Annotated in this window: 17 protein-coding genes, 1 tRNA gene and 1 riboswitch; of the genes, 17 read left to right on the top strand and 1 reads right to left on the bottom strand. The window is 47.2% G+C overall.

Translation table 11 applies throughout. From position 1 onward, the window contains the following. Positions 1 to 30 precede the first annotated feature (30 nt). Positions 31 to 1,491 carry a nicotinate phosphoribosyltransferase gene (locus NCY57_RS02385; RefSeq protein WP_015526739.1) on the bottom strand — a complete coding sequence of 487 codons (1,461 nt, stop codon included), beginning with the start codon at positions 1,489 to 1,491 and terminating at the stop codon, positions 31 to 33. A gap of 275 nt (positions 1,492 to 1,766) precedes the next feature. Between NCY57_RS02385 and NCY57_RS02380 the strand changes: the two genes are divergently transcribed. From NCY57_RS02380 to dusB, 17 genes are all read left to right on the top strand, one after another. Then, positions 1,767 to 1,838, top strand: a tRNA-Gln gene (locus NCY57_RS02380). A gap of 146 nt (positions 1,839 to 1,984) precedes the next feature. Further along, entirely contained in the window at positions 1,985 to 2,692 is a 708-nt protein-coding gene (locus tag NCY57_RS02375) for an acyl-[acyl-carrier-protein] thioesterase (RefSeq protein ID WP_147603692.1), read from the top strand. A 64-nt stretch (positions 2,693 to 2,756) separates the two neighbouring features. Beyond that, a complete protein-coding gene (gene araD, locus NCY57_RS02370) occupies positions 2,757 to 3,458 on the top strand; it encodes an L-ribulose-5-phosphate 4-epimerase (RefSeq protein ID WP_015526737.1) in 702 nt (233 codons plus the stop codon). Positions 3,459 to 3,662: 204 nt separating this feature from the next. Beyond that, on the top strand, positions 3,663 to 3,905 hold the full coding sequence (locus NCY57_RS02365) for a helix-turn-helix domain-containing protein (protein ID WP_015526736.1): 243 nt from the start codon (positions 3,663 to 3,665) through the stop codon (positions 3,903 to 3,905). Between the two features lie 193 nt (positions 3,906 to 4,098). Then, positions 4,099 to 4,269: riboswitch (Lysine riboswitch) on the top strand. Positions 4,270 to 4,454: 185 nt separating this feature from the next. Next, on the top strand, positions 4,455 to 6,041 hold the full coding sequence (locus tag NCY57_RS02360; protein ID WP_373152707.1) for a Na+/H+ antiporter NhaC family protein: 1,587 nt from the start codon (positions 4,455 to 4,457) through the stop codon (positions 6,039 to 6,041). Positions 6,042 to 6,219: 178 nt separating this feature from the next. Beyond that, on the top strand, positions 6,220 to 7,062 hold the full coding sequence (locus NCY57_RS02355; RefSeq protein WP_021652585.1) for a CvfB family protein: 843 nt from the start codon (positions 6,220 to 6,222) through the stop codon (positions 7,060 to 7,062). Between the two features lie 105 nt (positions 7,063 to 7,167). Continuing rightward, on the top strand, positions 7,168 to 10,635 hold the full coding sequence (locus NCY57_RS02350) for a DNA polymerase III subunit alpha (protein WP_250789441.1): 3,468 nt from the start codon (positions 7,168 to 7,170) through the stop codon (positions 10,633 to 10,635). Between the two features lie 68 nt (positions 10,636 to 10,703). Next, on the top strand, positions 10,704 to 11,693 hold the full coding sequence (gene pfkA, locus NCY57_RS02345; protein ID WP_059086454.1) for a 6-phosphofructokinase: 990 nt from the start codon (positions 10,704 to 10,706) through the stop codon (positions 11,691 to 11,693). An 8-nt stretch (positions 11,694 to 11,701) separates the two neighbouring features. Beyond that, on the top strand, positions 11,702 to 13,096 hold the full coding sequence (locus NCY57_RS02340) for a TrkH family potassium uptake protein (protein ID WP_021652589.1): 1,395 nt from the start codon (positions 11,702 to 11,704) through the stop codon (positions 13,094 to 13,096). A gap of 13 nt (positions 13,097 to 13,109) precedes the next feature. Then, a complete protein-coding gene (locus NCY57_RS02335) occupies positions 13,110 to 13,769 on the top strand; it encodes a potassium channel family protein (RefSeq protein WP_129975155.1) in 660 nt (219 codons plus the stop codon). Positions 13,770 to 13,805: 36 nt separating this feature from the next. Continuing rightward, positions 13,806 to 14,582, top strand: a complete 777-nt coding sequence (locus NCY57_RS02330) for a TrmH family RNA methyltransferase (RefSeq protein ID WP_173739828.1) — start codon at positions 13,806 to 13,808, stop codon at positions 14,580 to 14,582. 16 nt (positions 14,583 to 14,598) lie between these two features. After that, positions 14,599 to 15,039, top strand: coding sequence for an NfeD family protein (locus NCY57_RS02325; RefSeq protein WP_021652591.1), 441 nt, complete (start codon positions 14,599 to 14,601; stop codon positions 15,037 to 15,039). Between the two features lie 3 nt (positions 15,040 to 15,042). Beyond that, positions 15,043 to 15,984 carry an SPFH domain-containing protein gene (locus tag NCY57_RS02320; RefSeq protein WP_015526727.1) on the top strand — a complete coding sequence of 314 codons (942 nt, stop codon included), beginning with the start codon at positions 15,043 to 15,045 and terminating at the stop codon, positions 15,982 to 15,984. A gap of 26 nt (positions 15,985 to 16,010) precedes the next feature. Next, positions 16,011 to 17,009 (top strand): ornithine carbamoyltransferase, encoded by a 999-nt coding sequence (gene argF, locus NCY57_RS02315; protein WP_015526726.1) that lies wholly within the window; start codon positions 16,011 to 16,013, stop codon positions 17,007 to 17,009. Next, positions 17,009 to 17,815 carry a biotin--[acetyl-CoA-carboxylase] ligase gene (locus NCY57_RS02310; RefSeq protein WP_173739829.1) on the top strand — a complete coding sequence of 269 codons (807 nt, stop codon included), beginning with the start codon at positions 17,009 to 17,011 and terminating at the stop codon, positions 17,813 to 17,815. The genes argF and NCY57_RS02310 overlap by 1 nt, the downstream gene beginning before the upstream one ends. A gap of 131 nt (positions 17,816 to 17,946) precedes the next feature. Beyond that, positions 17,947 to 18,315, top strand: a complete 369-nt coding sequence (locus tag NCY57_RS02305) for a DUF6145 family protein (protein WP_015526724.1) — start codon at positions 17,947 to 17,949, stop codon at positions 18,313 to 18,315. Positions 18,316 to 18,324: 9 nt separating this feature from the next. Further along, positions 18,325 to 19,293 carry a tRNA dihydrouridine synthase DusB gene (dusB, locus tag NCY57_RS02300; protein WP_059086948.1) on the top strand — a complete coding sequence of 323 codons (969 nt, stop codon included), beginning with the start codon at positions 18,325 to 18,327 and terminating at the stop codon, positions 19,291 to 19,293. The last annotated feature ends 94 nt before the right edge of the window (positions 19,294 to 19,387 follow it).

Here is a 19,387-nt window from a genome sequence, read left to right as displayed (position 1 = left end):
GGAGGGTTTATGAATGCTTATTTCTGTTTATCAGAGCTCTTTTTCACTCATTTCTTCCAGGAGAGCCTTCTTCATGTCATAGAGTGACTGGGAGAGATCTACATAAACCTTCTGCGGATTAACGAAACGTCTGGATTCATCCCACAGTGTGTTCTGCTCCTGTTTGCAGTAGTCGCGGAGTTCCATGACAGATGGAGACTTGTAAACGCTCTTACCATCTTTAATTACCGGAACAAGGAGCTCACGGAGTTCGTAGGTTCCGCCAAGAACCTTGGTCTTTTTCCAGGTGTCAACCGGGTCGAAGATCACCATAGTTTCTTCCGGATCGAATTTCTCATCTGCAAGGCAGATCAGATCGGCCTTGATCTTGCCGGTCTTCTTGCTGTAGATACGGTATACAGTCTTGTTGCCCGGGTTGGTAACCTTTTCTGTGTTTTCGGAAAGCTTGATCTTCGGCTGGAAGGCATCGCTGTCAGCGTCCTTTACAGCGGCAAGTTTATATACGCCGCCGAATGCCGGATTGTTATCGGCTGTGATCAGCTTGGTTCCGACGCCCCAGGAATTGATCTTGGCATCCTGTGCCTTCAGGCTTTCGATAAGATATTCATCAAGATCGCTGGATGCAGAAATGGTAGCATCATCGAAACCGGCAGCAGCCAGCATCTTGTAAGCTTTTTTGGAAAGATATGCAAGATCACCGCTGTCGATACGGATTCCATAGTTTTTCAGCTGGATACCTTCCTCACGCATCTCCTCAAATACACGGATCGCATTGGGAACACCGGATTTCAGGACATCGTAGGTGTCAACCAGAAGAGTACAGGAATTCGGGTAAAGTCTCGCATAGGTCTTAAAGGCAGTGTACTCATCCGGGAAACTCATGATCCAGGAATGAGCATGTGTTCCGAGAACCGGAACGTTAAACATCTGGCCGGTCAGTACGTTGGAAGTACCGGCACATCCGCCGATCACTGCAGCTCTGGCACCGAAGATCCCGGCGTCCGGACCCTGGGCACGGCGAAGACCGAATTCCATGATGGGATCGCCCTTGGCTGCGTGGCATACACGTGCTGCCTTAGTGGCAATAAGACTCTGATGGTTCATAATGTTCAGGATGGCCGTCTCTACAAGCTGAGCTTCCATGATCGGTGCGATAACCTTGACCATCGGCTCTCTCGGGAAGATCACGGTTCCCTCCGGAATTGCGTAGATATCACCGGTGAATCTGAAGTTGCTCAAATACTCAAGGAAATCATCCTCAAAGATGCCAAGACTTCTCAGATAGGTAATGTCTTCTTCTGAGAAACGGAGATTTTCGATGTATTCGATCATCTGCTCCAGTCCTGCACAGATGGCAAAACCGCCATCGCACGGATTGTTGCGGTAGAACATGTCAAAGACAACGGTCTGGTTGGTAGGGTTTTTGAAATATCCCTGCATCATGGTAAGCTCATAGAGGTCCGTGAGCAGAGTAAGGTTATTTGCTCGCATAGCGTTCTCCTTTGGATGCCTCCGGATATTGTGACCGGAGGGAAATACACGGTTGTTTCCGCTCTTTTTATTATACGGCTTATTATAACACAAAGGAGTGGATTGTAAAATTTTTTTTACTGCGTAAACCCGCATATAATAAGGAGTTTTAACAGCAGTTTAAGAAATTTTGAAAAAAAATAAAAAAAATTAAAAAAAGGGGTTGCAATTTCAAAAAAGCTGTTATATAATAACATCCGTCGCAAGCGATAAGGCAAGCGAAAAACAAAACACATAGGGCTATCGCCAAACGGTAAGGCAACGGACTCTGACTCCGTCAGTTCAAGGTTCGAATCCTTGTAGCCCTGCTTCTTAAGTACCTCAGTTACGAGGTACTTTTTTTGTACTCAAAAATAAGAAGATATTCGCAATCCGCTGCGCCCCAAAAAAAACAAGTGCGTTTCTTCCTGCCAAGTGTTACAATAAAGTATAGACAGTATGACAGGAGGCATGAATGAGTTACAGTTTTGAGAGTCGAGTAAGATTCAGTGAGATCGGAGAAGATGGATGTCTGACGCTGCCGGGAGTTCTGGATTATTTTCAGGATTGCTGTACCTTTGAATCCGAGCAGACAGGAGTCGGCATGGAAGTATTAAAGGAACAGAAAAGAGCCTGGGTACTTTCTGCATGGCAGGTGATCATGAAGCGGTATCCAAAGCTTGGTGAAAATATAAAAGTAACAACAATTCCTTATGGATTTCGTGGATTTATCGGAATGCGTAATTTTATTCTTGAGACAATGGATGGTGAGAAGCTGGCATGGGCCAATTCCTACTGGTCCTTTATCAATACAGAAACCGGTCTTCCGGAAAAGCTGACACCGGTAGATACAGATCCCTATGATCTGGGCGAAAAAATAGAGATGGATTATGCACCAAGAAAGATCGCGCTTCCGAAGGAACGGGAAGTGCAGAATGCTTTTTCCGTACAGAAGCATCATCTGGACACCAATCATCATGTGAACAACTGTCAGTATATCCGGATGGCAGCGGATCATCTGCCTGAGGATTTTAAAGTTGGTCAGCTTCGTGCTGAATATAAACGTCAGGCAGTACTGGATAATGTTATCATTCCGGAAGTATATATGACAGAAAATAAAGAAGCTGTAGTTCTTAACGCGGAGGATAAAGAACCTTACGCAGTAGTTGAGTTTACAAAATAAATACAGGCGGTAGAGATTAGTACATCGTTTTTGAAACAACTATACCGTAAAAGGAGGGCGCGCTATGCTTGAAAAATTAAAAGAAGAAGTTTACAGAGCAAATATGGATCTGCCAAAATATGGTCTTGTTACCTTTACATGGGGAAATGTCAGCGGGATCGACAGGGAGCAGGGACTTTTTGTGATCAAGCCAAGTGGTGTGGATTATGACAAGCTGACACCGGAAGACATGGTAGTGGTAGATCTTGATGGAAATAAAGTAGAAGGAAGATACAATCCATCCTCTGATACACCGACACATGCAGTTCTTTACAGAGCGTTTCCGAATATCGGCGGTATCGTACATACCCACTCATCCTGGGCAACAAGCTGGGCGCAGGCAGGCAGATCGATCCCGTGTTATGGAACCACACATGCAGATTACATTTACGGAGAAGTACCATGTGTACGTAATCTGACCAAAAGAGAGATCGAAGAGGCATATGAGAAGAACACGGGAGTTCTTATTGCTGATTATTTCAAAAACAAAGATTATGAAGCAGTACCGGCTGTGCTGTGTAAGAACCACGGACCTTTTACCTGGGGTAAGGATGCTCATGAGGCAGTTCATAACGCAGTTGTTCTTGAGGAGGTTGCCAAGATGGCATCTCGCTGCGAGCTGATCAATCCGGATGTAAAACCGGCACCGCAGGAGCTTCAGGATAAGCATTACTACAGAAAACATGGTGCAAATGCATATTATGGTCAGGTAGGACAGGAAGACTGATCAGAAGAAAAAACAGTTTAACCCGATGGTGGATCGTCAATATCCGCTTGAGTGGAAATGCCGCGGAACAGTACCGCGGCATTTTTTGTCGAAAAATGCAGAAAATGTCAGATTTGCTGACCTTTAACACAGGTGCCGCCGAAATATATGCTAATGTCAAGAAAAATGCAGAACATTAACACATTTATTAAAATAGGTGGCAGGATGAAAATATACACTTATCAGGGAAAAAAGAACGTTTCCGGAGAAAAAATACGCCAGATGAGGAATATGAAACGGATGTCGCAATCTGCGCTGGCAGCAAAAATGCAGGTGGAAGGAGTGATGCTGGAGCGTGACAGTATCAGCCGGATCGAAGGAGGAGAACGTTTTGTAGCAGATTATGAACTGCGGGTGTTTGCAAAGGTGCTGGGAGTGGATGTGAAGTGGCTGCTGAATGAGCAGTAAATAAGGCAAAATTGGATTACAGTTCGCTGGTAATATTCCGCGAAGCGTGTTACTGAAAACGGAGTGAAAAGTAACAATATTGGTCTGAATGGCAGGAATCTGTGTAAACTACTTGATATTTATGTCGGAAACTGCTACAGTATAAAGAAAAAAAGATGGCCGGGAAGTCCTGCGGAGGGCAAACGGTCACGGATAAGAAGATAGAGGCGCGGATTTTATCAGTATTTATGGATGCAAGGCCCTGGCAGGCTGTTCATAAAGAAAGGAAAATTTGCCGAAGTGCTCTGGAAGGCCAGATGACAGGGTGCTGGGATAACGCAGAATATGCGTTGTACTGTCACGGATGTGGAGCGCTATCGGTAGCACTTCGGGAGATCTGCATTTAATATGCTGAATGGAGATTTTCTGACAGGCTATTAGTTAAATAAGGATTATTTAACCGGAGGTGTTCTTAAGAAGAGACAGCCTCCGTTTTTTTGTCCCCGAAAAGGGAGGAGAAAAATGAGTAAAAAAGCAGGAACAGCATTGTCTGTTATGGCAATGGTATTCATGGGCGCACTGGCAAGTCCCCTGACTGTGCTGGCTGCGGATGCGGAGGAGACTTACCAGCCTGCTCTGTATGCAACGATCTGGGCACTGCTTCCACCTCTTGTTGCGATCGTCCTTGCACTGATCACAAAAGAAGTATACAGTTCTCTGTTTGTGGGAATTGTAGTAGGAGCACTGATCTATTCTGGATTTAAATTTGAAGGAACGGTAACACAGATTTTTGAGGGAGGAATCATCAAGGTTCTTTCTGACAGCTATAACGTAGGTATCCTGATCTTCCTGGTAATCCTGGGATCTGTGGTATGTATGATGAACAAGGCCGGCGGCTCTGCCGCATTCGGACGATGGGCCAGCAAAAAGATCCACACACGTGTAGGTGCAGAGCTTGCAGCGATCATCCTTGGAATCCTGATCTTCATTGACGATTATTTTAACTGTCTGACAGTAGGAAGCGTTATGCGTCCGGTAACTGACAGACATCACGTATCCAGAGCGAAATTTGCATACCTGATCGATGCGACAGCCGCTCCGGTATGTATCATCGCACCGATCTCATCCTGGGCTGCTGCAGTCAGCGGATTCGTAGAGGGACAGGATGGACTTGCGATTTTTGTAAGAACCATCCCGTATAACTTTTACGCGATCCTTACGATTGTAATGATGGTTGGCATGGTACTGATGAAAACCGAGTTTGGTGCCATGAGAACACATGAGATCAATGCTCTGAACGGAGATCTTTATACAACATCTGCAAGACCGTATGAGAATGCAACGGATGATGAGACACCGAATCCGAGAGGAAAGGTGATCGATCTTGTGATCCCGATCGTTATGCTTGTTATCTGCTGTGTCATCAGTATGATCTATACAGGAGGATTTTTCAGCGGAACAGATTTTGTTACCGCATTTTCACAGAGTGATGCCTCTACAGGCCTTGCAATGGGAAGTGCTTTTGGTCTGGTGTTTGCCATTATTTTCTATATGATCCGCCGTGTGGTCAATTTCAGAGACTGTATGGGATGCATCCCGGAAGGATTCAAGGCTATGGTACCGGCGATCATGATCCTGACCTTTGCATGGACACTGAAGGCTATGACAGACTCACTTGGTGCAGCGGTATTCGTAGAAGAAGCCATGCGTTCTGTTGCCGGTGGTATTGAAGTTATCCTTCCGGCCATTATTTTCCTGGTTGGATGTGGACTTGCATTTGCTACAGGTACTTCCTGGGGAACCTTTGGTATCCTGATCCCGATCGTTGTTGCGGTATTTGAGAAATCCAGTCCTGAGATGATGATCATTTCCATGTCCGCCTGCATGGCAGGTGCAGTTTGCGGAGACCACTGCTCACCGATCTCCGATACAACGATCATGGCTTCCGCAGGAGCACAGTGTGATCATGTGACTCACGTTTCCACACAGCTTCCGTATGCGATCCTGGCTGCGGCAGTATCCTTTGTAACTTATATTGTTGCAGGCTTTGTAAAAACAGCATGGATCGCTCTTCCGGTGGGAATCGTGCTGATGCTGATCGTACTTTTTGTCATTAAAATGATGAACCCGATGCCGGTTGAGAAACCAACAGAATAACAGACTGACCCAATGTGGGGGCAGATTCCCCCATGAATGGCAAATAAAAGGCAGTGACGGAAAGAAATTTCCGAAGCTGCCTTTTTTGTGCTTTCTATAATAATTCTCTTATGTTATAATGCAGGACAGACAGCAAATAGTAAATGATCATATATAGTTTTAAGGAACAGGAGTAAGAATGATAGAATTAGGTAAAAAACAGAAATTACTGGTTGTAAAAACCGTGGATTTCGGAATATATCTTGGAGAGGACCGAAACGCACCTCAGAATGAGCGAGTGCTTCTTCCGTCCAAACAGGTACCGGAAGGAACCAAAGCAGGTGATGAGATCGAAGTATTCATCTATAAGGATTCCCAGGACAGACTGATCGCAACTACCCGTGAGCCGATGCTTCAGGTAGGACAGACAGCAGTCCTTAAGGTAAAACAGGTTACCAGGATTGGTGCTTTTCTTGACTGGGGACTGGAGAAGGATCTTCTTCTTCCGTATCATGAGCAGACCAACCGGGTCCGTGAAGGCGAGGAGTGTCTGGTAGCTCTTTATGTAGATAAGAGCAGCAGACTCTGTGCAACCATGAAGGTGTATCATTATCTTTCCACCAGAACTCCTTATGTACCGGGAGATTCGGTAAAGGGGCGTGTCTATGAGATCAGTGGGAATTTCGGCGTTTTTGTTGCGGTAGATGATAAATATTCCGCTCTGATCCCGGCACGGGAGGCAACAGGCAAGTACAGACCGGGAGCTATTCTTGATCTTCGTGTCACAGAGGTGAAAGAGGATGGCAAGATGAACGTCAGTGACCGCCAGAAGGCTTACATCCAGATCAATGAGGATGCAGAGAGCGTATTCAGCGTGATCGAGGAATTTGCAGGGGTGCTGCCATTTGATGATCATGCCTCACCGGAAGTCATCAAGAGAGAGTTTGGCCTCAGTAAGAACGCATTCAAGCGTGCAGTCGGTCATCTGATGAAGGAAGGAAAAGTAGAGATCCGTGACAAGAGGATCTACATTAAAAAATAACAAGGTGTTGACCGGCTCCGGATCAGACACGCTCCGGCACGTTCAGAGAAAAGTGCAGAGCGGGGAGGATCCGGAGCCCTGTTTTTTACGATAAGGAGAATAAATTTGGAGTTTACACATTTACATGTCCATACAGAATACAGCCTTCTGGATGGCTCCAATAAGATCAAAGAATATGTAGCCAGAGTAAAAGAGCTGGGTATGGACAGTGCGGCGATCACCGATCATGGCGTTATGTATGGTGTGATCGATTTTTACAGGGCTGCAAGAGAAGCCGGGATCAATCCGATCCTCGGATGTGAGGTTTATGTGGCTCCGGGCTCCCGTTTTGACAGAGAAGTGGGAAGTGGGGATGACCGTTATTATCATCTGGTCCTGCTGGCTGAGAATAATCAAGGATACAGCAACCTGATGAAAATTGTATCCAAGGCATTTGTGGAAGGGTTTTATTACAAGCCACGTGTGGATCTGGAGCTTCTGGAAAAATATCACGAGGGTATCATTGCCTTAAGTGCCTGCCTGGCGGGAGAGGTCGCCAGATATCTTGCACGTGGAATGTATGAGGATGCTAAGATCGCGGCATTACGTTACCAGGATATTTTCGGAAAAGGAAATTTCTTTCTGGAGCTTCAGGATCATGGGATCCCGGAGCAGCAGACTGTAAACCAGCAGCTTCTCCGTATGCACAGAGAGACGGGGATCGATCTGGTTGCCACCAATGATGTGCATTACACTATGGCAGAGGATGCGGAACCACATGATGTTCTTCTTTGTCTGCAGACTCAGAAAAAGCTCAGCGATGAGAACAGAATGCGCTATGAGGGCGGCCAGTATTATGTGAAATCACCGGAGGAGATGGCGAGGCTTTTCCCATATGCGCTGGAAGCGCTGGAAAACACGCACAGGATCGCGGAGAGATGTCATGTGGAGATTGAATTTGGTGTGACCAAGCTGCCGAAATATGATGTGCCGGACGGATTTACCTCCTGGGAATATCTGAACAAGCTTTGCCATGAGGGACTTGAGCAGCGTTATCATCCGGTAACAGAGGAGCTGAAAAAGCGCCTGGATTATGAGCTGTCTACGATCAAAAACATGGGATATGTAGATTACTTTCTCATTGTATGGGATTTTATCAAATATGCCAGGGACAACGATATCATGGTCGGTCCGGGACGAGGCTCTGCCGCAGGAAGCCTGGTTGCCTATACACTTGGGATCACCCAGCTGGACCCGATCCGGTATGATCTGCTCTTTGAACGTTTCCTGAATCCGGAGCGAGTATCCATGCCAGATATCGATGTGGATTTCTGCTTCGAACGGAGACAGGAGGTTATTGATTATGTAAGAAGAAAATATGGTGATGACTGCGTGGTTCAGATCGTTACCTTCGGTACACTGGCAGCCCGCGGTGTCATTCGTGATGTAGGCCGTGTTCTGGATATGCCTTATGCCCAGGTGGACACCATCGCCAAGATGATCCCACAGGAGCTGAATATCACCATTGACAAGGCACTGGGAATGAATCCGGAGTTTCGCAAGGCTTACGAGGAACAGGACGATATCCATCGTCTGATCGATCTGGCAAAACGTCTGGAGGGGCTTCCGAGGCATACCTCCATGCATGCGGCAGGTGTTGTGATCAGCCAGAAGGATGTATCGGAATACGTACCCCTTTCCAGAGCACAGGATGGTTCCATTGTCACGCAGTTTACCATGACAACACTGGAAGAGCTGGGACTTCTGAAAATGGATTTCCTGGGTCTCCGTACCCTGACGGTTATCCAGAATGCTGTGAAAATGGTGGAAAAAAGTACCGGTATGCTTCTGGATATGCAAAAGATCGACTACAACGACAAAAAGGTACTGGATTCTATCGGAACAGGACGTACTGACGGCGTGTTCCAGCTGGAGAGTGCCGGAATGAAAAGCTTCATGAAGGAGCTGAAGCCTCAGAGCCTTGAGGACGTGATCGCGGGAATTTCGCTTTACCGTCCGGGTCCCATGGATTTCATTCCGCAGTACATCCGCGGAAAAAACCGTCCGGATACCATCCGTTATGACTGTCCGCAGATGGAGCCGATCCTGAAGCCGACCTATGGCTGTATCGTATACCAGGAGCAGGTTATGCAGATCGTCCGTGAGCTTGCAGGCTACACCCTTGGACGAAGTGACCTGGTGCGCCGTGCCATGTCCAAGAAAAAAGCTTCTGTTATGGCAAAAGAACGCCAGAATTTCGTTTACGGAAACGTGGAAGAGGGAGTACCGGGATGTATCGCCAACGGTATTTCCGAGGAGATCGCAAACAAGATCTACGATGAGATGACAGATTTTGCAAAGTATGCCTTTAATAAGTCTCACGCTGCCGCTTATGCAGTGGTTTCCTACCAGACGGCATATCTCAAATATTACTATCCGGTAGAATTTATGGCTGCACTGATGACATCCGTTGTGGAAATGCCGAACAAGGTTGCCGAGTATATTTCTGTATGCCGCCAGATGGGGATCCGGATCCTTCCGCCGGATATCAATCATGGTGTTTATGGCTTTTCTGTTGACAATGGTTCCATTCGTTATGCACTTTCTGCCATCAAGAGTATCGGCCGTCCGGTAATCGAGGGGATTGTGCGGGAGCGTGAGGAGCACGGAGAATATACCTCCCTGAAAACATTTATTGAGCGAAATATCGACCAGATCAACAAGAGAGTTGTGGAAAATCTGATCAAGGCCGGAGCGCTGGATTGCCTGGAGGGAAACCGGAATCAGAAAATGACGGTTTATACGCAGATCATAGACAGTATCAACCAGGATAAGAAGCATACCATGGCGGGACAGCTGAGTCTTTTTGATATTGCGCCTGAAGAAGATAAAAAGGAATTTGAGATCCGTATGCCGCAGGCAGCAGAATATCCGAAGGAGACGATACTGACCTTTGAGAAGGAAGTTCTCGGCATCTATCTCAGCGGTCATCCGCTGGAGCGTTACCGGAATATGATGGAAAAAATGATCTCTGCAAAAACTTCTGATTTTCAGCCGGATGATGAAACAGGGATACCGGAGGTTTACGATAATCAGAAAGTGATCGTGGGTGGAATGATCACGGATAAAACCATAAAATATACAAAGAATAATAAGGTAATGGCGTTCCTTACAGTGGAAGATCTGGTAGGCACCGTGGAGGTTGTGGTATTTCCACGTGATTACGAAAAATGCCAGATGTTCCTGAATGAAGATGCCCGGCTCTTTATTCAGGGAAGAGTATCCGCAGAAGACGACAAAGCCAGCAAGCTGATCCTGGAAAAGGTCCGTCTTTTTGATGATATGCCAAGAGAACTGTGGCTCCAGTTTGAAAGCCGGGAAGAGTACGCAAAAGCCGAGACCGGTCTGGTAGATGATCTGATGGAATCCAGAGGAAACAGCACGGTGGTTATTTATCTCAAAGATGTCAAGGCAATGAAGAAACTTCCCCCTGCTTATCAGGTCCATATCGAGGATTCCTGGCTGGAGCGCATGTGTAAAAAATATGGAAGTTCCAATGTTAAAATTGTGGAGAGAGTATTGAAAAACTTATAAAAATGCTATAAACTATACCCGAATATGTGTATTACAATAGGTTGTTTCATAAGATGGAGGATAACAATATGGCAGAGAACAAAATCAAAACGATCGGCGTTTTGACCAGTGGCGGTGACGCACCTGGAATGAATGCTGCAATCCGTGCTGTTGTCAGAAGAGGATTAAGCAGCGGACTGAACGTAAAGGGAATCTATAAAGGATACAGCGGTCTCTTAAATGAGGAGATCAGAGATATGACAGCAAAGGACGTTTCCGATACGATTGAGCGAGGCGGAACAATTCTTTATACTGCCAGATGTGCAGAGATGAGAACAGAGGAAGGACAGCAGCAGGCTGCAGAGATCTGCAGAAAGCATGGGATCGACGGCCTTGTTGTTATCGGTGGAGACGGATCCTTCGCAGGTGCTCAGAAGCTTGCGAACCTTGGAATCAATACCATTGGCCTGCCGGGAACTATTGACCTTGATATCGCATGTACCGAGTACACCATCGGTTTCGATACTGCTGTAAATACAGCTATGGAAGCTATTGACAAGGTACGTGATACATCCACATCCCATGAGAGATGCAGTATCATAGAGGTTATGGGACGTAACGCCGGATACCTTGCAGTATGGTGCGGTATCGCAAACGGTGCTGAGGATATCCTGATCCCGGAGAAATATGATTACGATGAGCAGAAGCTTATTGACAATATCGTAGAGAGCCGTAAGAAAGGCAAGAAACACCATATCATCGTAAATGCTGAGGGTATCGGCCATTCAGAGGCTATGGCGAAGCGTATCGAGGCTGCAACAGGTATCGAGACACGTGCAACGATCCTTGGTCACATGCAGCGTGGTGGAAGCCCTACATGTAAGGACCGTGTATATGCGTCCATGATGGGTGCTCTTGCAGTAGATCTTCTTGTTGCCGGAAAACGCAGCCGTGTGGTTGGATACCGTCATGGTGAGTTTGTTGATTTCGACATCAATGAGGCTCTTGCAATGCAGAAGAATGTAGATTCCTACATGTGGGAGGTCTGCAATTCTCTTTCTCATAATTACAGAAAATAAAGATATTTATGAACTTAAAAAAAGTTTCAGACGGATTGCATAAATTGAATACGTCACAAATAATTGCCCTCGGCTTTGCGGGGGTGATTTTTGTAGGTGGACTTATTTTGTGGATGCCGTTCTGCAGTGCACCCGGGCAGGCTGTTACCTTCCCGGATGCTGTTTTTACAGCGGCGACCAGCGTATGTGTAACAGGACTTTCCACAGTTGTTATGGCAGTCCAGTGGAGCCCCATTGGAAAAGCGGTTATCCTGTGCCTGATACAGATCGGCGGGATCGGACTGATCGCACTGGCGAATATGATATTCATCAGCCTCCGGCGGAAAATTTCCCTGAAAAACCGGCGGATCATCAAGGAATCCTACAACCTGGATGAAATGGGTGGAGTCGTGGCTGTAGTCCGCAGTGTGGTGAAATGCGTGTTTCTTGCAGAAGGAATCGGTGCGGTCCTGTATGCGTTTTGCTTTGTACCGGAATTTGGAATAAAAAAAGGTCTGGTGCATGCCATATTTCTGGCGGTATCTGCATTCTGCAACGCAGGGATCGATCTTTTCGGGGAAACAAGCCTTTCGGTATATGTGAGCAATCCGCTGGTCAATATCACTACGATTGGCCTGATCATTGTGTCAGGTCTTGGATTTATCGTCTGGTGGGATCTGTGGGATAAATTCCGCAAGGTTCTGAGAAAAGAGCTCTCCCCATCCAGAGTTTTTCGTGTACTGCGGCTTCAGAGCAAGCTGGTCCTTACGATGACCGGGATCCTGGTATTTTCAGGAGCATTTCTGGTATTTATTTTTGAATCCGGAAACCCTTCCACGCTAAAGGGGGCACCACTGGGAACAAAGCTCATGGCATCCTTTTTCCAGTCAGTGACAACACGTACGGCGGGATTTTATACTATGGATCAGTCGCTTTTGTCCACACCTACCGTGATCATTTCCCTGCTGTGGATGTTTATCGGAGGATCACCCATGGGCACTGCCGGTGGTGTGAAGACTACTACCATTGCGGTTCTGATCCTTTCTATTGCAGCATATCTTCAGGGAAAAAAGGATGTAGAGGTATACGGCCGCAGGATCCGTGAGAGCTATCTCCGTTCTGCCATGGTTGTTGCAGGAACCAGTGTGCTGATCCTTTTTACCATGACGGTGCTTTTGTCCGCAGTAATGCCGGGAGTGGATCTGGCAGATGTTTTATATGAGATCACTTCTGCGGGGGCTACAGTAGGACTTTCCAGAGGACTGACACCTCAGCTGAATGTGGCAGGCAAGTGGATCGTGATCCTTACCATGTATCTGGGACGTATCGGACCGCTGACACTTGGAACAGCAGTTGTGATGCGTGTACGCAACAGGCCGGGAAGCACCACGCATCTCGGTGAAGAAGATATCATGATCGGTTAAACAGGAGAATAGAATGAAAAATAAATCTTTTGCCGTGATCGGGCTTGGACAGTTTGGAATGACTCTGGCGGTGACGCTGGCAGAGTCAGACTGTGATGTCCTTGCCATTGATGACAAAGAAGAAAATATCGAAGAGATTTCCGAAAAAGTAACCTATGCGGTAAAAGCAGATGTCCGTGAACCGGGAATCCTGAAGGCTCTGGGAGTTCAGAATGTGGATGTAGCCATTATCGCAGTTGCCGAAAATCTGGAAGCCAGTATTTCCGCAACCATGCAGGCCAAAGATCTGGGAGTGCCCTTTGTAGTTGCAAAAAGTATGAATTCTCTTCATGGACGTATACTTGACAAAATTGGTGCAGATAAGATCATTTATCCGGAACAGTCTATGGGACTGCGGGTTGCCAGAAATCTTATGTCCGGCGGGTATCTGGATGTGTTTGAGCTTTCGGCGGAGTTCAGTATGGCGGAGTTTTCCATGCCGGTATCCTGGATTGGAAAAAATCTGGCAGATCTGAATGTACGGGAGCGTTTTCACATTAATATCATTGGCATCAAGCAGGGTGAAAATGTCACGGTAGATCTGGATCCTTCCGAACCGCTTCCGGACAACTGTTCCATAATCGCCATAGGAAAAAACAAGGATCTGAATGCAAGTCGTGAGGAATTACGTTAACCGAATACGGATTGCCGGAAGGAGAGAAATAAAAGTATGATAACCAGTGTATCAAATGCAAAAATAAAAAATGTCATGCAGCTGAACCAGAAGGCAAAAGCCAGAAGAGAGCAGGGACTTTTTGTGGCAGAAGGCCGGAAAATGTTTCTGGAAGCACCGGAAAGCTGGGTTTCCCAGGTGTTTGTCTCCGAGACCGTTTCCCAGGATGGAGAGCTGATGTCTCAGGCAGAAAAATATCCCTGCGAGATCGTGAAGGATTCCGTATTCCGTCAGATGTGTGATACCAAGACTCCCCAGGGGATCCTGACAGTTCTGAAGCTGCCTTCCTGGAGCGAGGAGGAGGTACTGGCGGGAAAAAATCCTCTGGTCATGGTTCTGGAGGATCTTCAGGATCCGGGAAATGCGGGAACCATTCTCAGGACCGGTGAGGGCGCCGGCGTAAGCGGAGTTTTCCTCACAAAAACCTGCGTGGATATCACAAATCCCAAGGTGATCCGTTCTACCATGGGCTCCATTTACAGAATGCCTTTTCTATACGTGGAAGATGTGGTATCATTAGAAAAGAAGCTGAAAGAAAAGGGAATCCGCAGTTTTGCAGCTCATCTGAAGGGCGAGAATTCCTATGATCAGGAATCCTATAAGGGTGGTACCGCATTTTTCATCGGAAACGAGGGAAAGGGCCTGACTGATCAGGCAACGGAGGCAGCAGACTGTCTGATCCGCATTCCCATGTGCGGAAAGGTAGAATCGCTGAATGCTGCCATGGCATCAGGAATTCTGATGTACGAAGCTGCAAGACAGAGAAGAGAATAAGAGAGGAGGGGGTTTTATGACACCTTTGGCCTGGCTTGGAATACTGGCAATTTTACTGGTAATTGAAGCAATCACGGTAGGACTTACCACTGTCTGGTTTGCAGGCGGTGCTCTTGTGGCGTGCATTGCCTCGTGGCTTGGTGGGGGAATTGTTGTACAGCTCCTTTTATTTTTCGGAGTTTCCGTGGTGCTTCTGATCTTTACCAGACCTCTGGCGGTCCGCTACATGAACAAGGGCGTGGAAAAGACCAATGCAGAGAGCCTTCTGGGAAAAAGAGCCGTAGTGATACAGCCGGTCAACAACCTGGCCCAGACCGGGCAGGTGAGGATCAATGACATCGAGTGGACTGCACGGACCGCAGATGACGGGGAAGAAATTCCAACAGGTGCAGTGGTTGAAATCGAAGAGATCCGCGGAGTGAAGCTGATCGTAAAAGAAATTAGCAAGGAGGGCTAAATTATGGGTGGAGTTGTTGTTTTGCTTGTAGTCATCGTTCTTGTGCTGTGGGTACTTGCATCCTGTATCCGCATTGTACCGCAGGCCTATGCAGTGGTACTGGAACGTCTTGGCGCTTACAAGGCTACCTGGAGTACAGGAATCCATTTCAAGGTTCCGTTCATTGAGCGTGTTGCAAGAAGAGTAAACCTGAAAGAACAGGTTGTGGATTTTCCACCGCAGCCGGTAATTACCAAAGATAATGTAACCATGCAGATCGATACGGTTGTATTTTTCCAGATCACAGATCCGAAGCTTTACGCATATGGCGTTGAGAATCCGATCATGGCGATCGAGAATCTTTCTGCTACAACACTTCGTAACATCATCGGTGATATGGAGCTGGATGAGACACTGACATCCCGAGAGGTTATCAATACCAAGATGCGTGCTTCCCTTGATGTGGCTACAGATCCATGGGGAATCAAGGTTAACCGTGTGGAGCTTAAGAACATCATTCCTCCGGCAGCCATCCAGGATGCCATGGAGAAACAGATGAAGGCTGAGCGTGAGAGACGAGAAGCCATTCTGAAAGCAGAAGGAGAGAAACGTTCCACCATCCTTGTTGCAGAGGGTAAAAAACAGTCCGCTATCCTGGATGCGGAGGCTGAGAAGCAGGCGGCGATCCTTCATGCGGAGGCTCAGAAGGAGCGTATGATCAAAGAGGCTGAAGGACAGGCACAGGCAGTCCTTAAAGTACAGCAGGCAACTGCAGAAGGACTTCGTATGATCAAGGAAGCAGGAGCAGATGAATCTGTTCTTACTCTGAAGAGTCTGGAGGCTCTTACAAAGGTTGCTGACGGCAAGGCAACGAAGATCATCATTCCGTCCGAGATACAGGGCATCGCAGGGCTGGCAACATCCCTGAAGGAAATCATGACAGATAAACCGGCAGAGCAGAAATAAATCTGCAGCCATGAGGAGGACATATTATGAATCTTAAAGGAAGAAATTTCCTGACACTGAAAGATTTTACACCGGAAGAGATCACTTACATGATCGACCTTGCAGCAGATCTGAAGGCAAAGAAAAAAGCAGGAGAGCTTCATGAGTATTACAGAGGTAAGAATATTGCCCTGATCTTTGAAAAAACAAGCACAAGAACACGCTGTTCCTTCGAAGTGGCAGCTCATGATCTGGGAATGGGTTCTACCTATCTGGATCCCACAGGCTCCCAGATCGGAAAGAAGGAGAGCATTGCAGATACTGCAAGAGTTCTCGGAAGAATGTATGAGGGAATCGAGTACCGTGGCTTCGGTCAGGATATTGTTGAGGAGCTTGCGAAGCATGCAGGTGTACCGGTATGGAATGGCCTGACAAACGAGTATCATCCGACACAGATGCTTGCAGATATGCTGACAGTACGTGAACATTTCGGCAAACTGAAAGGCCTGAAGCTTGTATACATGGGCGATGCCCGTTACAACATGGGTAACTCCCTGATGGTTGTATGCTCCAAGCTTGGTCTTGATTTCGTAGCCTGCACCAATAAGAAATATTTCCCGAATGATGAGCTTGTAGCACAGTGTCAGCAGTGGGCAGAAGAGGCAGGTTCCACCATCACTCTCACAGAGGATGTGGAGGCAGGAACAAAAGATGCGGACATCATCTACACAGATGTATGGGTATCCATGGGCGAGCCTGACGAAGTATGGACAGAGCGTATCCACGACCTGACACCATACAAGGTTACCAGACATGTAATGGAGAACGCCGGTGAAAAGGCAATCTTCCTTCACTGTCTGCCGGCATTCCATGATCTTAAGACAAAGATCGGAAAAGAGATGGGCGAGCGTTTCAACCTTACAGATATGGAGGTTACAGACGAAGTATTCGAGTCTCCGCAGTCCAAGGTATTCGACGAAGCTGAGAACCGTATGCACACCATTAAGGCTGTGATCGTTGCAACATTAGGAGAGCCGGAGAAATAATGTCAGATTTATTTAATGAAGAAATAATTTCACAGGCAACACATACAAAATGGGCGGGCAAAACCGTCCATTTTGCAAGAGAAACAGATTCCACCAACCTCTGGGGAAAACGTGCCTGGAGGGAAGAAGGCGCAGGACACGGAGAGTTGTTTGTGGCAGAATATCAGTCCGCAGGACGCGGACGTTTTACAAGACGATGGAGTGCGCCGCCGGACAGTGCCATTACTATGAGTATCCTTATCTGCCCGGAATTTTCTCCGCAGAAGGCGCCGATGCTGACACTTGTTATGGGACTTTCAGTTGCACAGGCAGTAGCAGAGCTCGGTCTTGAGGTAGGGATCAAATGGCCTAACGATGTAGTTGTTTCCCGCAAAAAGATCTGCGGTATCTTAACCGAAATGACCATGAAGCAGGATAAGATCGGCTGTGCAGTTATCGGAGTCGGGATTAACGTAAATATAGAAAGCTTCCCGGAAGAGACGGCAGATAAGGCTACCTCTCTGTATCTGGAAAGCGGACATCCCTTTGACCGGGCACAGGTAGTCGGACTTGTGATGAAGCATTTTGAGGAAAATTATGAGAGATTTGTACAGACAGAGGATCTCAGCGGCCTGAAACCGGATTATGAGAAAATGCTGGCCAATCTGAACCAGCCGGTACGTGTACTGGATCAGAATGATCCATATGAGGGGATCGCAAGAGGGATCAATGCCGGCGGAGAGCTTCTGGTAGAGCGTGCAGACGGTACAGTCGAGGAAGTAAATTCCGGAGAGGTTTCTGTACGTGGTTTATACAGCTATGTGTAAAACATGCAGCACAGATCGGATAAAATTTCCGGCAGCGATTTTCCGTTGATGTTTTATTGCAGTAGTGGAAAAAACAAGAATCTCCCTGCTTTAGCTGTGGGGAGTGTCAAGTTATAAATAAAGGAGATTTTATGTATCAGGATAACATTGTGCTCTGCGGAGCAAGCTCTTATGAGCAGAAATATTATTTTAACCAGGATTTTGCGTCTCTTCCTGAGACGGTAAAGCAGGAGCTGCAGATCATGTGTGTGCTTTTCACAGAGGATGTAGGCGGGATCCTGACACTGGAATTTGATGAGGACGGCAGTCTGCAGTTTAAGACTGAGGCCCTGGAGGCAGATGCCCGTTTTGACGAGATCGGAAGTGCACTGAAGATCAAGGAACTCCAGCGGGACAAAAGAGAGCTTCTGGAATCTCTGGAAATGTATTACAAGGTATTTTTCCTGGGAGATATCCCGGATGAGGAACTGCAGAAAAAAGCAGATGCCGTTGAGGAATGATCCATGAAGATGCAGTGGAAGATCGGAAATGTGGAGATACCGAACCCCTTTGTGCTTGCACCGATGGCAGGGGTTACGGATCTGGCATTTCGAAGACTTTGCAAGGAGCAGGGTGCAGGCCTGATCTGTATGGAAATGGTCAGTGCCAAGGCGATCTCTTTTCATAATAAGAATACAGAGGCGCTGATGGAAATCGATCCCGGGGAGCATCCGGTATCCATGCAGCTTTTCGGCAGCGAGCCGGACCTTATGGCAGAGGTGGCAAAAAGCATTGAGGAGCGTCCCTTTGACATTCTCGATATCAATATGGGATGTCCGGTTCCCAAGGTGGTAAATAATGGCGAGGGCTCAGCTCTTCTGAAGGATCCTCAGCTAATCGAAGAGATCGTCCGCAGTGTTTCCGGAGCAGTTTCCAAGCCGGTAACGGTGAAGGTCCGCATTGGCTTTGATGAAAATACGCCGGTGGATGTGGTGGAGATCGCAAAACGGGTGGAGGATGCCGGTGCAGCAGCCATCGCAGTTCATGGAAGGACCAGACAGCAGTATTATTCCGGTCAGGCGGACTGGGATGCTATCCGCAGGGTGAAGGAAGCGGTGACTATTCCGGTGATAGGAAACGGAGATATCGTTTCACCGGAAACTGCAGAAGCCATGTTTAAAGAAACTGGCTGCGATGCGGTGATGATCGGCCGTGCAGTACGTGGGAACCCGTGGATCTTCCGGGAGCTGAATCACTATTTCCGCACCGGGGAAAAGCTTTCCAGACCAACCGCAGAGGAAGTCTGCGAGATGATCCTGCGCCATGCCGAAGATCAGATCGCGATAAAGGGTGAGTATATCGGGATCCGCGAAATGCGGAAGCATGTAGCCTGGTATACAGCCGGTATGCGGCACAGTGCGGGAATCCGGAGAGAATCTAATAATATTTCAAGCTATGAAGAATTGAAAAAGCTTACAGACATGGTACTGGAGCGATAAAAGAGAAAAGTATGTCGGAGAAAACGAAACGTTCTATTGACAAGGAACGGGGCGCGTGCTACAGTCAGTTAGCGGGAATCCGCAGAAAGTTTTT

Origin of the sequence: Blautia sp. MB18-30 (assembly GCF_023669475.1) — a bacterium.
GTDB lineage: Bacteria > Bacillota > Clostridia > Lachnospirales > Lachnospiraceae > Blautia_A > Blautia_A fusiformis.
Note: the sequence above shows the minus strand (reverse complement) of the source record. Positions and strands in the feature narration are given on the sequence as shown.

Bases quoted from the DNA above. Each gene is read 5' to 3' on its own strand.
- argF (WP_015526726.1), top strand. From the start codon at position 16,011: ATGAATCTTAAAGGAAGAAATTTCCTGACACTGAAAGATTTTACACCG.
- NCY57_RS02355 (WP_021652585.1), top strand. From the start codon at position 6,220: ATGATAGAATTAGGTAAAAAACAGAAATTACTGGTTGTAAAAACCGTG.
- NCY57_RS02325 (WP_021652591.1), top strand. From the start codon at position 14,599: ATGACACCTTTGGCCTGGCTTGGAATACTGGCAATTTTACTGGTAATT.
- NCY57_RS02335 (WP_129975155.1), top strand. From the start codon at position 13,110: ATGAAAAATAAATCTTTTGCCGTGATCGGGCTTGGACAGTTTGGAATG.
- NCY57_RS02385 (WP_015526739.1), bottom strand. From the start codon at position 1,491: ATGCGAGCAAATAACCTTACTCTGCTCACGGACCTCTATGAGCTTACC.
- araD (WP_015526737.1), top strand. From the start codon at position 2,757: ATGCTTGAAAAATTAAAAGAAGAAGTTTACAGAGCAAATATGGATCTG.
- NCY57_RS02310 (WP_173739829.1), top strand. From the start codon at position 17,009: ATGTCAGATTTATTTAATGAAGAAATAATTTCACAGGCAACACATACA.
- NCY57_RS02365 (WP_015526736.1), top strand. From the start codon at position 3,663: ATGAAAATATACACTTATCAGGGAAAAAAGAACGTTTCCGGAGAAAAA.
- NCY57_RS02330 (WP_173739828.1), top strand. From the start codon at position 13,806: ATGATAACCAGTGTATCAAATGCAAAAATAAAAAATGTCATGCAGCTG.
- NCY57_RS02375 (WP_147603692.1), top strand. From the start codon at position 1,985: ATGAGTTACAGTTTTGAGAGTCGAGTAAGATTCAGTGAGATCGGAGAA.
- NCY57_RS02320 (WP_015526727.1), top strand. From the start codon at position 15,043: ATGGGTGGAGTTGTTGTTTTGCTTGTAGTCATCGTTCTTGTGCTGTGG.
- dusB (WP_059086948.1), top strand. From the start codon at position 18,325: ATGCAGTGGAAGATCGGAAATGTGGAGATACCGAACCCCTTTGTGCTT.
- NCY57_RS02360 (WP_373152707.1), top strand. From the start codon at position 4,455: ATGGGCGCACTGGCAAGTCCCCTGACTGTGCTGGCTGCGGATGCGGAG.
- pfkA (WP_059086454.1), top strand. From the start codon at position 10,704: ATGGCAGAGAACAAAATCAAAACGATCGGCGTTTTGACCAGTGGCGGT.
- NCY57_RS02305 (WP_015526724.1), top strand. From the start codon at position 17,947: ATGTATCAGGATAACATTGTGCTCTGCGGAGCAAGCTCTTATGAGCAG.
- NCY57_RS02340 (WP_021652589.1), top strand. From the start codon at position 11,702: ATGAACTTAAAAAAAGTTTCAGACGGATTGCATAAATTGAATACGTCA.